We start from the raw sequence: 11,801 nt of genomic DNA on the forward strand, positions 1-11,801 counted from the left end.
GTTTACCCCCCCTTATAAAGGGGAAGGCTGGGGTGGGGTAAAGGGACTATGCAGCAACTTAAATAACTTACGTATACACCGTAGCTTATTAAGGGGAGGTTTTGAGTATTAAAGTAACTTTTCTAAACGTTTACGCATTGCTTCGAGATCGATGCTATTGTCATCGTCATCCTCCACTTGAGATTGCTGTTTTCCTTCCGGTTGCCAATCTGTTTCTTCTAGATTTTGAGAAGGCGGCGTGACCAACATTTCCGGCGTAACGATAATAAAATCGTAGTCAGAATCTTGACAGAATTCCTTGATTTCTTCCGGATCGATGCCTTCTACCGTGGGCTTGGGGAAATCTTCAGCTTCTAATTGATCGGCATACCGCAGTGCATCATCTTCTTGTTCAAACATTAAAATTACATTGCGATCGCCAACTTGAGTAGAATAAATTCCCTCATTATCAGTGCGCGCGTTAAATAATAAGACAAAGACACTCATGGAATTTGTGATTTGTTATTTGTATAAATTTCATTACCATAGACAGATCCATCGTAATGAGATCTTTCTTCCATAGTAAGCCGGAATGGGCGATCGCCGATCGAAATATACCTCTATTTACAGCCGCTCTTGACTAGATAACTCTGCCATAAAAAGCTTCAAGCGGATGTAGAGGATCGACTTGATGCTTTAACCATGCCCATAATTGGTCGCCACAGGAAAAATGCCACCATTCACTAGGGTGTCGAATTGTGCCACTATCGGTCATAATCCGATCGAGGAGTTGGCGATTTTGGTGGTATTGGATTTCGATCGGATCTAGAGCATTGGCAAAATATTCCGGTAAAGAGCGATCGGACATTTCATCGATCGGCGAACCCATATTTACAGGTTCTCCATCCTCATCTACCAGTGTAATATCGATCGCAGCTCCCGTACTGTGCGGCGGTGGTGTTGCCAAATCGAAAGTTGGTATCGCCCAAACTTGATAAACATCGTCCCAAATTTCCTGCTGTTGCGCTGCTGAAAGATTTGCCAGATCTAATTGCCGATCGCGAACTGTCTGATGAAAAGTATAATCCACCATATACTGCTGCACCTGTACCGGACGATAAGCATCAAAAATCTGAATCCGCCAACCCGGATGGATTTGCTGTAAATAGTCCTGAGCCTGAATTAGTCGATCTAGTACTCCTTGGCGGAGATAATAAGGAGATTTACCATCATAATCTGCGCCACACTTGATATATGGATGCGGTGTTTCGATCGCAAATAATTCTAACGGAATCGCAACTAGCGGTTCGCCACATTCTTGGATGGGTACTTGACGATAGGGTTTGAGCATTAGGCTTTAGGTTTTAGGTTTTGGAACTGCGTTCCTTAATTTCTCCTCCCACACTTCCCACACTTCCCACACCCCTTACTCCTCAGGAATGGGATCGTAGCCGCCGGGATGGAAGGGATGACAGCGACAAATCCGCATGGTGGCTAAATAACTACCTCTAAGCGTACCAAATCGATCGACTGCCTCGATCGCATATTGAGAGCAAGTTGGTGTAAACCGACAACTAGGTGGGAATAAAGGCGATATAAATTTTTGATAGCCTCGGATCGATCGAATTAAACTTTTTTTCATCGTCTGTGTCTGGTCTGGGCTAATCTGAAATAATGCTTGCGATCGACTCTCAACGGTCAACCATTTTACATGCCAACACTTTTTGCCGATTCCAATCTCTGGTTAAGAATTGCCACAGTTCCAGTATATGTTGGCTCGATCGTGATGTTTGCCGAACTTTTACATCGTTACACAGATACAGATCCCGAACGAGTCCGTAAGGTGGTGCATATTGGCACTGGTAATGTAATTTTACTTGCCTGGTTGCTGGAATTACCCGCCTGGGTAGGAATTATTTCGGGAGTGTTAGCGGGAATAATTACGTTAATTTCTTACCGTCTGCCAATTTTACCAGGCGTAAATAGCGTCGGGCGCAAAAGTTTGGGGACGTTTTTTTATGCTGCAAGTATTGGCATTTTGACAGCCATATTTTGGCATCTCAATTTACCTCACTATGCTGTCATTGGAATTCTGATTATGGCTTGGGGTGACGGATTGGCGGCGATTATCGGACAGACATTTGGCAAGCATCCCTATCAAATTGTCGGTAATACCAAAAGTTGGGAAGGAACGTTGACGATGCTAGTTGTTAGTTATGCCATTGTCGCGATCGTTTTATTAACCGTTCAAGGTAATATTTGGCAAACCTGGCTGGTAGGCATCCCCGTCGCCATCGCCGCCACCGCCATCGAATCGATCGCTCAATGGGGATTAGACAACCTTACAGTACCCTTAATTAGCGCGGCTTTAGCCTTCTTTTTTAACCAACTAGTCAATGGTGGATAGGGACTGGGAGACTGGGGGACTGGGGGACTGGGAGGTAAATTTACCCTTTACACCTTCTTCCCTAAAACCTAAAACCTAAAACGAACCAAATCCTCGTAAAATAGTTGAGACAAGGATCTCGAACCGATCGACGGTTGCGATCCCGCTCCCCACTTTCTAGCACCAATGACTAGCAACCAGGATTTAATCTCGACGATCGCTGCCTTCGATCTTAAAGCATACATAGCCGATCGACAGCCTAAGGTAGAAGCGGCTCTAGATGCGGCTATTCGCCCCGGCTACCCCGATACAATTTATGCAGCTATGAGGTACTCATTGTTAGCTGGTGGCAAGCGGCTGCGCCCGATTTTGTGCTTGGCTAGTTGTGAAGCAGTTGGTGGCAATCCAGAGGTGGCAATGCCGATGGCTTGCGCGCTAGAGATGGTTCATACCATGTCGCTGATTCATGACGATCTTCCGGCGATGGATAATGATGATTATCGGCGGGGTAAATTGACAAATCATAAAGTATATGGGGAAGATATCGCGATTCTCGCTGGGGATGGATTGCTCGCCTATGCTTTTGAGTATATCGCCACCCATACGCACGGAGTCAGTGCAGATCGCGTCCTTCGCGCCATCGCTCATTTAGCCCAAGCCGTTGGTGCCGATGGTTTAGTCGGCGGACAAGTGGTAGATTTAGAATCGGAAGGTAATGCACAGATCTCGATCGAGACACTGATGTACATCCACAATCATAAAACAGGCGCGTTGTTTAAATCATCGGTAGTTGGTGGAGCGATTCTCGCAGGCGCAACCGAATTAGAAATCGAAAAATTAGCTAAATTTGCCCACAATATCGGATTGGCATTCCAAATTATCGACGATATTCTCGATATCACCGCTACCCAAGCCGAATTGGGTAAAACAGCAGGCAAAGATTTACAAGCTCAAAAAGCAACCTATCCCAAACTGTGGGGATTGGAAGAATCTAGACACCAAGCTGATAAACTGGTAGCTGAGGCTAAAACCATCTTGGCTGAATTTGGAGATCGAGCGCGACCGCTGCAAGCATTAGCCGATTATATTATCGATCGGAAAAATTAATTCTGGCGATCTTCAGATCGAGAGTGACGATTTCACCTGGTTCGGCTCCTCGCTCCAGTCAAGTTGTTACGTCAATGGCGATAATCTAAATTCATTGCTGTACCGATCGAGCATTCAATATTACTTCAGTTCTCCTCTCAATTTAGGTCGCTTGCGTGGTGAATAAAACAACCCCTCTCATTAATGATATCGGTCTGATGCTCGATAACCGCATTTTACTAGTAGCCATTGCCGCTTGTCTGATCGCTCAGGTACTCAAACTGATTATCGATCTGATTCAAAATGGTAAATTTAGTGCCAAAGTGTTGACAACTACAGGCGGAATGCCCAGCGCGCATTCGGCATTAGTAACCGCACTAGCAACTGGAGTCGGACAAAGTTCGGGCTGGAAAAGTGCCGACTTTGCGATCGCCGCAATTTTTGCAATCATTGTGATGTACGATGCGGCTGGAGTTCGTCAAGCTGCTGGCAAACAAGCCCGAATTCTCAATCAAATGGTCGATGAATTATTTTCTGAAGACCATAAATTCAACGAGGAGAAACTCAAAGAATTGTTGGGACATACTCCAGTGCAGGTAATTGCTGGCTCGATCTTAGGCATCGCCATTACCTGGCTGAGTTTACAAATTCCTTAATTCATTGGTCGTTGGCGTAGCCTCTCCTTCAGGAGAAAACCTGCCTTTGGCAATCGCTTCCGAATCGGAACGCACGTAATACAATCTGGCACGGTATATTTATCGAATGATAAATAGAGCGAGTGAGATTGCCCGCAGATCGATTTTATTTCGATCGCGATCTTTAGTAAAATAAAGTTTGACAATGTTCGTAGTTATACGGTACAAATATAAGAGCGAACTTTTATAAGCATTATCTTACCGCGCTCGATCGATTATGTAGCGCGAAGTTAGTTTCATTCAAGCATTCAAACAATTAAATCTTCATCTATGACCCAGCAAGTGCTTCACCCGATGGTGAAAATGCAACGTCAGGTAGAATCTTTGGTAGCTTCCAAGATTCTCAATCCTAGCGATCGAATTTGGAAAATTGCCTTTTTATATGGCGACAAATGGCAACATTGGAAAAATGAATTATTAGAATTCGGTTTTACCCTCCAAGATCCAGTCAGCGATCTCCTCGAAGTTGAAGGTTGGGACGAAGACTAAACTTAAATTTAGATATAAAGGTTAAAATCGGTCTTAAAGCCGGAATTTGTAGGATTTGCAGCTACGCTGTAGACTATTTTTTCACCCGCCTTGTGGCTTTAGGCTACTTTTCCACAACTAATCGATAGCTACTAGCCACTAGCCACCATTCACTAGATAATAAAGACTCGTTATATTTAGAAGTTAACTATCTATGGGTCGTGCTAAAAAAGTTGTACTTGCTTATTCAGGTGGCGTAGATACCTCAGTCTGCATTCCTTACCTCAAGCAAGAATGGGGCGTTGAAGAAGTAATTACTCTCGCCGCAGATTTGGGACAGGGCGACGAATTAGAACCGATTCGTCAGAAAGCTTTAAATTCAGGTGCTAGTGTCTCGCTCATTGCCAAAGCGACGGAAAGTTTTATTACAGATTATGCTTTTCCCGCACTCAAGGCAAATGCTTTATACGAAAATCGGTATCCGCTCTCCACTGCGTTAGCGCGTCCCCTGATTGCCAAACTGCTGGTGGAAGCAGCGGCTGAATATGGTGCGGATGCAGTCGCACACGGCTGTACTGGTAAAGGTAACGATCAAGTCAGGTTCGATGTCTCGATCGCTGCCCTCAATCCTAACTTAAAAGTGCTAGCTCCCGCACGGGAATGGGGGATGAGCCGCGAAGAAACCATCGCGTATGGCGAAAAATGCGGTATTCCCTCACCTGTCAAAAAATCCTCACCCTATAGCGTCGATCTTAATTTACTCGGACGCAGCGTTGAAGCTGGGCCGCTTGAAGATCCTTGGGTAGAGCCGCTCGAAGAAGTTTACGCACTCACAAAAGCGATCGAGAATACTCCCAACGAGCCAGAATACATCGAAATTGGCTTCGATCGAGGTATTCCAGTCAGTGTTAATAGCGTAGCACTAGATCCGGTCGCCCTAATCACCCGATTAAATCAACTCGTCGGCAATCATGGTATCGGTCGGATCGATATGGTGGAAAATCGACTGGTAGGTATTAAATCGCGGGAAATCTATGAAGTCCCAGCTTTATCCGTACTGATTCAAGCACATCGGGAACTAGAAAGCCTCACCCTGACAGGCGATGTTACCCAATACAAACGCAGCATCGAAGAAACCTACAGCAAAATGGTTTATAACGGTCTGTGGTATTCGCCGCTTAAAGCTGCCTTAGATGCTTTTATCGAGCAAACCCAAGCGCGAGTATCTGGCACCATCCGGATCAAGCTATTTAAGGGCAATGCGGTGATTGTCGGCCGCCAGTCTAGCAATAGTCTCTACGACATGGACTTGGCTACCTACGGTGCTGACGACAGGTTCGATCATAAAGCTGCTGAAGGCTTTATCTATGTTTGGGGTTTACCAACGCGGGTTTGGTCGCAACGGAATAAATAGAAAGTAAGGAGTAAGAAGTAAGGAGTAAGAAGTAAGGAGTTTGAACACTTCTAATATCTATTCCCTATTCCCTATTCCCTATTCCCTATTCCCTAAAGTGCTGCTTTACTACATCTAATATCGATCGATCCCAATAGTCGATATGGCTGGTAATTAACTCTAAATCGTTGACTAATAATTCACTCCTACCAGTAATCTCGATCCGGGGTTCCCAGGGTAGGGGTGTATTCCAGCTTAACGACCAGCGGGTGGTTATTAGTCGGTCGATTCGTTGAATTTCTAGTAGTTCTAATTGGGGATTTTTAAACCATTTTTGAATGAATGCGATCGTTTTTCGATAGCGGTCCAGTCCCCTAAACTTCGAGGTTGGATCTTGAAAATAGACATCTTCAGCATAGATGTCATAATTTTGATCGATCGGGAATTTAGCATAGTCTTGACGGAGAATTTCGAGGATATCCATTGGGGAAGATGGGAGTGCGGAAATGGGAGATGGGAGACGGGGAGTTGGGGGGACTGGGAGCGAAAAGTGCGTTCTTGGGCGCGAGCTTTGTGGGGGAAGCTTCCCCCACAAACGTCGCTTGGTTCCCCCTGTCTTGTCGTTTTCTTATTCGGGGGGAACCCCCGTTGGCGAAGCCTCTCCGACAGGAGATATAAAAACGCCGCAAGTGAAGCACCTTTTCAAGAGAGACTGGGAGAAAAACCTAAAGCCTAAAACCTAACACCTAAAGCCTAAAACCTAAAACTGAGCGGTAGTAAGAATATTATGAATTAATTCACTCTTCGATGGAGGTTCTGTCTGTAAAACGTAAGCGCGAATCATTTCGGTGGTAAGTTCGTGCTGGTGCTTGTGTTTGAATACCGACAATATTGCTAGTAGAGTTAAGAGATCCTTAGATTTGAGGGGAATAAAATGACCGCCGATGTCAGTAGATAATAACTTAGGTAAACATAGTGGTAACAGCCGAACATCGGTCATTAAATCGTTTTGGCGGAGTAGGCACAATCGATCGAGTCCAAAATCCTTATATACTAACAATCGAGTACAAGCTTCATCTAGCAATTTGGGATCGGTAAAGGGTAAGACGCAAACCCCCAGATAAACTCGATCCCGATCGGGTACCAGACAAACTACTTTAAAATCAATTAAGCCTTGATTGCGTCCGGGTGGATAGATTCGATCGATACTCTCGATGCACACGTTGGCAATAGTGCGACCGATCGCGAGTGATAACCACAATAACAGTCCAGCGGCGATTTTTTCTTTGTCGGCGATCGATTGGGCTAATTCGGGAGTCAATACCTGACGTTCGACAGCGAAAGCAGTTGCTACCGCGCGAAAGTCCGAACTCGATAGTTGGAAATCTGGACTAGTCATCTTTAATTATCATCATCCGATCGTCTCAGAGCGAAAATTCAGGAAAAAATCTCTAAAATGGGATTAAATACCAAATAACACATTTAGGCAAGATGACAGAATCAAAATCGGCGCAAGAGCTATTTCAGGCTGCATACGAAAATCGCTATACTTGGGAGCCAAATTTTCCTGGCTACAAGGCGGCGGTTGAGTTTAAGCATGGCGATGTGGTTTTGAATGGCACGATCGTCGTTAATGCCAATTTGAGTGCGGAAGTGATGGGGATTGAAGATGAGGAAGCTCGTAACTCTATTATCGGACAACTCCGCGAAGTTGCGATCCATCGCGTCCGCCGGACATTTGCCGAGACTCATAGCAAAAATACCTTTAGCTATGGCGAAACCGACTCCACAGGTGCGGTAGAAATTCTCATGGGTGGCAAATCAGAAGGCGATCGGTATAAACTTCGGAACAACGAAGTTTGCCACGTTCATCGCCTTATTCACGGCATTCGAGTGACGATCGATACTTTCAGCAGTCACGATACTGGTGCTGGCTATCTGTCTCATCGTTACGATTCGGTCTATACCGATCCGGCGACGGGCGAAGTCAAGAGCGGTAAAATCGTGTTTGAAGATAATTATCAACAAGCTGGCGATTACCAAATTCTGCGCCAACGGATTATCCAAGCTGAAGAAAACGGTCAACCAACGACTACCGAGTTTAACTTTACTAATATTGAGTTATTACCCGCCAAGGTCGAAGCTGTAGCTGCGACAGTGTAATTTTAGGCGTTGCTGAATTAATGTATTAAAAGTTTTGAGGCTTTAGGCTTTGGGCTTTAGGGAATTAGACGTTTCGCCAAGAGGGAAATCAGACATCTTTTCAGCAACGCCTGATTCTACATCTGACTAGGATGCAGTCAGTAGGGGATAGTGGATAGTACTTCCCCTTTAGTCTTTGCAAAGCGGATTCGATCTTACAACTGACCGAGCATTTTATGTGTTTGTGGAATTACCCGCACCTGTGATACGTACTCCTTCATTAAAGCTTGCCAAGCCAGTACTTGAGCTGGTGTTGGTGCAGTTAAATCTGGATTGGTATGCGGTTGAGCTAACGCCGTCATCGGTTGCAAAAAAATAACGGTGCGCTCATCTACATCAGCCACTAACCGAGCTGCTTGCTGGAGTTCGGCGGGGCTAGTAGTTTGCGAAATAATAATTTTCACGAAGACATCGACCCGATCGGCTTGACATATTTGCAGAAACTCCTGATGTTTTCCCCAATGATTTTCACCGCTGACGCTGGGTAATTTAATATCCATACCCACCAAATCCAGCCAGGGTAAAATTTGCCTTAATTGACTGGGGCGATGTCCGCCTGTCTCTAAATAGATGGGAAGTTTGGTTAATGCCTTGACTTGCGGCAAAAATTCAACCAGAAATGGCGCGTGTAATAGCGGTTCGCCACCCGTGATACTGATACTATCGTGAAGGTGAGGAATATTTTGTCGATCGACCCATGTTAGTAATTGCGACAGCTCGATCGGGTTATCATGAGTGCTAAAATCCCGCTCTCCCGGAGTCTGCTCGATCGAGCAAGTCGGTTGTTTTTGCCAAGTATGTTGGCTATCGCAGTAAGCGCAACGCAAGTCACAGCCACCAAACCGGACAAAGATCTGGCGCGTCCCCACATTAATGCCCTCACCTTGAATCGCTGAGAAAATTTCAATTAAGTTAGCTGTGAGTGCAGTCATAGAGCGAAGACTAGGAATAACAGATGAACTAACTATTCTAGATCGGGTTCGAGCCGATTTCCCAAAGGGAAGGCTCCGCCCAACGCATTAGCTCAAGAGTTGACTTGGTTGCAAGTACTCTTGTCGAGCATCTTCAGACATGATTACATTAGTTACGGGGGCTGCTGGAAAGTATTAGCCTAATTTAAAAATTATCGAAGTTGGAGTAAATGATGGATCGAGTCACGGAAATTATCAATTTTTGGTTTGGTAATCCAGATCGATCGGTTGGAAAACCGCGCTCGGTGTGGTTTAAATCCGATCCTAATGTCGATCGAATTATTCAAGAAAAATTTACCGACACAGAATTAACCTTTCTCGCTCGTCCCGATGCTTTTCGCGGGTGAAGATTAGAGCGGCCCATAATAAAAATTCACAGTCACTAAAAACTTTTTAGTCCCAGTTTTTTGGACTTCAACTAGTTTGACAACCGATCGAATATCTTCACCGCCGTAATTAATTTCTTTGCCGATTTCTAGCCGATTATTTGCGTTCCGGTAATTTTCTAGAGCCTGAATACCTCTGTCAATATTTGACTGGACTTCGATACCCGGTTTCACCTGTCGCATTAACTGGACGGCGCGATCGTACCAATACTTACTATTGTTGATATCTGCGGCAAATCGACTCGTTTCAAATTGAAAATTGAAGATGTAGCTTTCACAGCCAGTATTGGTAATTATTAGCCGATCTCCATTATTAAATCTGACTGTTTCCATCCCGATCGGCACGCGGTCGAGATCGGGTATTAAGACAAATTTAATATTTGGAAAAATAGCCTTTTTAACAATCGGTGTGGGAATCGCTCTAGCACATTCAATCTGGTTAGATGGTTGACTTTGTGCTAAGGCAATAGTTCCCGATCCGATCGATAGTAAGGGTAATAATAAAAATACAACTCTAGAGATCGTCATTACTTAGGCAAGACTCTATTGAAAAAAAATGTGCGAGTTTCAACTAATTCCCATGCCTAGATGCCAAGTAGTTGCGATTAAGACGATCGCCGCAAATAGAGATAATAAACCTTGAATTACCAGACCGATAACCGAGCCTAAGACAATCCCGACACCAGCTTTAACAGAGATGATAAATCTTTCTACTAGCGGTACTTGACGAGGATATAATAACTCACCCACGACCGCGCCGATAAACGGCCCGAAAAACAGCCCGACAAGTGGCCCGCCCACAGGTAAAGCGGGCAACAGCCCGATAAATCCGAGGATTAAACCGACGATCGAACCAATTTGACCCCAATTACTGGCTCCAGCTTTTTGCGCGCCCCAGATGCCCGATAACTGCTCGATCGCAAAACACATGATCAGGACGATACTAGAAACGACGATCGAGATTGTTGCCTTATCCCAATCGTAGAGCAACCCCATCCCGATCGACGCACCCAAAATCAAAATCGGCCCAGGCATGACTGGTACTACCGCGCCAATCACCCCAATCAGGGTGATTAGCAATAAAATGACGTAAATTGCTGTTGTAGTTGTCACGTTAGAGATATCGATGGTTGGCGATCTGAATCTCGATCTCAATATTTAGAGCGGTAAAATTGGGGTTAGATCTGCAAACCCCGAATTTAACTTAAAAAGATAATGCTGGAGCCAGTGCGGCTAAGGCTGACATTGCAAATTGTAAGGCAAAAATCGCAATGATTGGGGATAGATCTATCATGCCGATCGGCGGTACGAACCGGAACAGATTAAGGTAAGGATCGGTAATCGGACTTAGAAAGCCGATAATTTGCTGCATCCAGTCAATATTGGGAAACCAGGTTAGTAACAACCTGACAAACAGAATGTACGAGTAATATTCTAAGAATTTGGAAATGCTGACAAATAGTAAGGGCGCGATGGCGGCGTTGTCCATAAAAGATGATGGTATGAGCGAAAACTTGCTGCACCTAGTTTAACCGATCGACTGGTATTTATGGATTGCCCAGGATACCGTACTAACCGACTACACGCTCTGGCTTCGACCGACTCATACCATTTTGGATTTTGGATTTGGAAAACCTCACTCCTGACTCCTGACTCCCATCTCAGCCCTGGTTATCGATCGGGCGTTGTGGTTTGCTGTTATCTTCGATATCTTCATTATGGCGATCGATCGGTTCGCCTGGAACTTGAGAAATAGTCGATCTGACCGAATCGATCGCATTATTCAAGTCACTAATTTTATCATCCAAACTCCGCCGGGCCATTTCCATGCGATCGAGTCTCCGGTTGCGGCTGGATTTTAGCGGTCTGTTCTCGCCACTTTCGCCCGACAAGCTACTGCGATCTTCGTCTTCAAATCGATTGGCGCGTCGATTGGCAATTGTCGCACCCACGACCCCGCCAACTACACCACCAACGATCGTACCCAGCCAAAACCCACCACTAAATCCATCTCGGTTACTCATCGATCGTTCTCCTGATAAACATTACCATTTTCGCATCTCTTACCAAATTACACAGCCAAGTTAACTAACCCAAGTTGCTAGTTATGGGTTTTCAGTAAGATGGGTGTTAGGTTTTAGCGAAAAGTGCGGTCTTGGGGTTTCCCCTGTCTTGTCTCACCTTTTTTGACGGGGAACCCGTCCAAAGGTGAGCCGCAAGTAGAGCACCTTTTCA

17 protein-coding genes are annotated in these 11,801 nt (G+C 45.1%); 7 read left to right on the forward strand and 10 right to left on the reverse strand.

Features of this window, described 5'->3' with window-relative positions; translation table 11 throughout:
* Positions 1–108: 108 nt before the first annotated feature.
* From RMO79_RS04290 to yidD, 3 genes are all read right to left on the reverse strand, one after another.
* Complete coding sequence (locus tag RMO79_RS04290) at positions 109–486, reverse strand: DUF3110 domain-containing protein (protein ID WP_310481831.1); 378 nt, start codon at positions 484–486, stop codon at positions 109–111.
* A gap of 133 nt (positions 487–619) precedes the next feature.
* Complete coding sequence (locus RMO79_RS04295) at positions 620–1,330, reverse strand: M15 family metallopeptidase (RefSeq protein ID WP_310481832.1); 711 nt, start codon at positions 1,328–1,330, stop codon at positions 620–622.
* Positions 1,331–1,405: 75 nt separating this feature from the next.
* Positions 1,406–1,621 carry a membrane protein insertion efficiency factor YidD gene (gene yidD, locus RMO79_RS04300; protein ID WP_310481833.1) on the reverse strand — a complete coding sequence of 72 codons (216 nt, stop codon included), beginning with the start codon at positions 1,619–1,621 and terminating at the stop codon, positions 1,406–1,408.
* A 69-nt stretch (positions 1,622–1,690) separates the two neighbouring features.
* Here yidD and RMO79_RS04305 point away from each other — a divergent pair, with 69 nt between their 5' ends.
* From RMO79_RS04305 to RMO79_RS04325, 5 genes are all read left to right on the forward strand, one after another.
* Positions 1,691–2,386 (forward strand): diacylglycerol/polyprenol kinase family protein, encoded by a 696-nt coding sequence (locus RMO79_RS04305; protein WP_396136516.1) that lies wholly within the window; start codon positions 1,691–1,693, stop codon positions 2,384–2,386.
* A 165-nt stretch (positions 2,387–2,551) separates the two neighbouring features.
* The gene (gene crtE / locus RMO79_RS04310; RefSeq protein WP_310481835.1) at positions 2,552–3,472 is read left to right on the forward strand and encodes a geranylgeranyl diphosphate synthase CrtE; all 921 of its coding nucleotides are present in this window, start codon (positions 2,552–2,554) and stop codon (positions 3,470–3,472) included.
* A 179-nt stretch (positions 3,473–3,651) separates the two neighbouring features.
* Positions 3,652–4,107 carry a divergent PAP2 family protein gene (locus RMO79_RS04315; RefSeq protein ID WP_310481846.1) on the forward strand — a complete coding sequence of 152 codons (456 nt, stop codon included), beginning with the start codon at positions 3,652–3,654 and terminating at the stop codon, positions 4,105–4,107.
* A gap of 309 nt (positions 4,108–4,416) precedes the next feature.
* A complete protein-coding gene (locus RMO79_RS04320; protein ID WP_295616192.1) occupies positions 4,417–4,635 on the forward strand; it encodes a DUF4327 family protein in 219 nt (72 codons plus the stop codon).
* Positions 4,636–4,828: 193 nt separating this feature from the next.
* Complete coding sequence (locus RMO79_RS04325; protein ID WP_310481836.1) at positions 4,829–6,028, forward strand: argininosuccinate synthase; 1,200 nt, start codon at positions 4,829–4,831, stop codon at positions 6,026–6,028.
* 85 nt (positions 6,029–6,113) lie between these two features.
* On the opposite strand, the gene RMO79_RS04330 is transcribed toward RMO79_RS04325, so the two are convergent.
* Both RMO79_RS04330 and RMO79_RS04335 read right to left on the reverse strand, forming a co-directional pair.
* Positions 6,114–6,491, reverse strand: coding sequence for a DUF2358 domain-containing protein (locus RMO79_RS04330; protein ID WP_310481837.1), 378 nt, complete (start codon positions 6,489–6,491; stop codon positions 6,114–6,116).
* Positions 6,492–6,767: 276 nt separating this feature from the next.
* Entirely contained in the window at positions 6,768–7,406 is a 639-nt protein-coding gene (locus RMO79_RS04335) for a hypothetical protein (protein WP_310481838.1), read from the reverse strand.
* 92 nt (positions 7,407–7,498) lie between these two features.
* Here RMO79_RS04335 and RMO79_RS04340 point away from each other — a divergent pair, with 92 nt between their 5' ends.
* Positions 7,499–8,170, forward strand: coding sequence for a DUF3386 domain-containing protein (locus RMO79_RS04340; RefSeq protein ID WP_310481839.1), 672 nt, complete (start codon positions 7,499–7,501; stop codon positions 8,168–8,170).
* 194 nt (positions 8,171–8,364) lie between these two features.
* Here the strand turns inward: RMO79_RS04340 and RMO79_RS04345 are convergent, their stop codons facing one another.
* Positions 8,365–9,141 carry a 7-carboxy-7-deazaguanine synthase QueE gene (locus tag RMO79_RS04345; protein ID WP_310481840.1) on the reverse strand — a complete coding sequence of 259 codons (777 nt, stop codon included), beginning with the start codon at positions 9,139–9,141 and terminating at the stop codon, positions 8,365–8,367.
* Positions 9,142–9,350: 209 nt separating this feature from the next.
* Between RMO79_RS04345 and RMO79_RS04350 the strand changes: the two genes are divergently transcribed.
* Entirely contained in the window at positions 9,351–9,527 is a 177-nt protein-coding gene (locus RMO79_RS04350; protein WP_310481841.1) for a hypothetical protein, read from the forward strand.
* Positions 9,528–9,530: 3 nt separating this feature from the next.
* On the opposite strand, the gene RMO79_RS04355 is transcribed toward RMO79_RS04350, so the two are convergent.
* The 4 genes from RMO79_RS04355 to RMO79_RS04370 all read right to left on the reverse strand — a co-directional run bounded on the left by RMO79_RS04355 (position 9,531) and on the right by RMO79_RS04370 (position 11,590).
* Entirely contained in the window at positions 9,531–10,094 is a 564-nt protein-coding gene (locus RMO79_RS04355) for a hypothetical protein (protein ID WP_310481842.1), read from the reverse strand.
* A gap of 39 nt (positions 10,095–10,133) precedes the next feature.
* A complete protein-coding gene (locus tag RMO79_RS04360) occupies positions 10,134–10,679 on the reverse strand; it encodes a DUF456 family protein (RefSeq protein ID WP_310481843.1) in 546 nt (181 codons plus the stop codon).
* A gap of 91 nt (positions 10,680–10,770) precedes the next feature.
* Positions 10,771–11,055 (reverse strand): YggT family protein, encoded by a 285-nt coding sequence (locus RMO79_RS04365; RefSeq protein WP_310481844.1) that lies wholly within the window; start codon positions 11,053–11,055, stop codon positions 10,771–10,773.
* 172 nt (positions 11,056–11,227) lie between these two features.
* Positions 11,228–11,590 (reverse strand): hypothetical protein, encoded by a 363-nt coding sequence (locus RMO79_RS04370; RefSeq protein ID WP_310481845.1) that lies wholly within the window; start codon positions 11,588–11,590, stop codon positions 11,228–11,230.
* Positions 11,591–11,801 lie beyond the last annotated feature (211 nt).

Origin of the sequence: Chamaesiphon sp. VAR_48_metabat_403, assembly GCF_031422475.1 — a bacterium.
Lineage (GTDB): Bacteria > Cyanobacteriota > Cyanobacteriia > Cyanobacteriales > Chamaesiphonaceae > Chamaesiphon.

What these genes read in the sequence shown, in the direction of transcription:
- RMO79_RS04290 (WP_310481831.1), bottom strand. Translation starts at nt 486, where the DNA reads ATGAGTGTCTTTGTCTTATTATTTAACGCGCGCACTGATAATGAGGGA.
- RMO79_RS04295 (WP_310481832.1), bottom strand. Translation starts at nt 1,330, where the DNA reads ATGCTCAAACCCTATCGTCAAGTACCCATCCAAGAATGTGGCGAACCG.
- yidD (WP_310481833.1), bottom strand. Translation starts at nt 1,621, where the DNA reads ATGAAAAAAAGTTTAATTCGATCGATCCGAGGCTATCAAAAATTTATA.
- RMO79_RS04305 (WP_396136516.1), top strand. Translation starts at nt 1,691, where the DNA reads ATGCCAACACTTTTTGCCGATTCCAATCTCTGGTTAAGAATTGCCACA.
- crtE (WP_310481835.1), top strand. Translation starts at nt 2,552, where the DNA reads ATGACTAGCAACCAGGATTTAATCTCGACGATCGCTGCCTTCGATCTT.
- RMO79_RS04320 (WP_295616192.1), top strand. Translation starts at nt 4,417, where the DNA reads ATGACCCAGCAAGTGCTTCACCCGATGGTGAAAATGCAACGTCAGGTA.
- RMO79_RS04325 (WP_310481836.1), top strand. Translation starts at nt 4,829, where the DNA reads ATGGGTCGTGCTAAAAAAGTTGTACTTGCTTATTCAGGTGGCGTAGAT.
- RMO79_RS04330 (WP_310481837.1), bottom strand. Translation starts at nt 6,491, where the DNA reads ATGGATATCCTCGAAATTCTCCGTCAAGACTATGCTAAATTCCCGATC.
- RMO79_RS04335 (WP_310481838.1), bottom strand. Translation starts at nt 7,406, where the DNA reads ATGACTAGTCCAGATTTCCAACTATCGAGTTCGGACTTTCGCGCGGTA.
- RMO79_RS04340 (WP_310481839.1), top strand. Translation starts at nt 7,499, where the DNA reads ATGACAGAATCAAAATCGGCGCAAGAGCTATTTCAGGCTGCATACGAA.
- RMO79_RS04345 (WP_310481840.1), bottom strand. Translation starts at nt 9,141, where the DNA reads ATGACTGCACTCACAGCTAACTTAATTGAAATTTTCTCAGCGATTCAA.
- RMO79_RS04350 (WP_310481841.1), top strand. Translation starts at nt 9,351, where the DNA reads ATGATGGATCGAGTCACGGAAATTATCAATTTTTGGTTTGGTAATCCA.
- RMO79_RS04355 (WP_310481842.1), bottom strand. Translation starts at nt 10,094, where the DNA reads ATGACGATCTCTAGAGTTGTATTTTTATTATTACCCTTACTATCGATC.
- RMO79_RS04365 (WP_310481844.1), bottom strand. Translation starts at nt 11,055, where the DNA reads ATGGACAACGCCGCCATCGCGCCCTTACTATTTGTCAGCATTTCCAAA.
- RMO79_RS04370 (WP_310481845.1), bottom strand. Translation starts at nt 11,590, where the DNA reads ATGAGTAACCGAGATGGATTTAGTGGTGGGTTTTGGCTGGGTACGATC.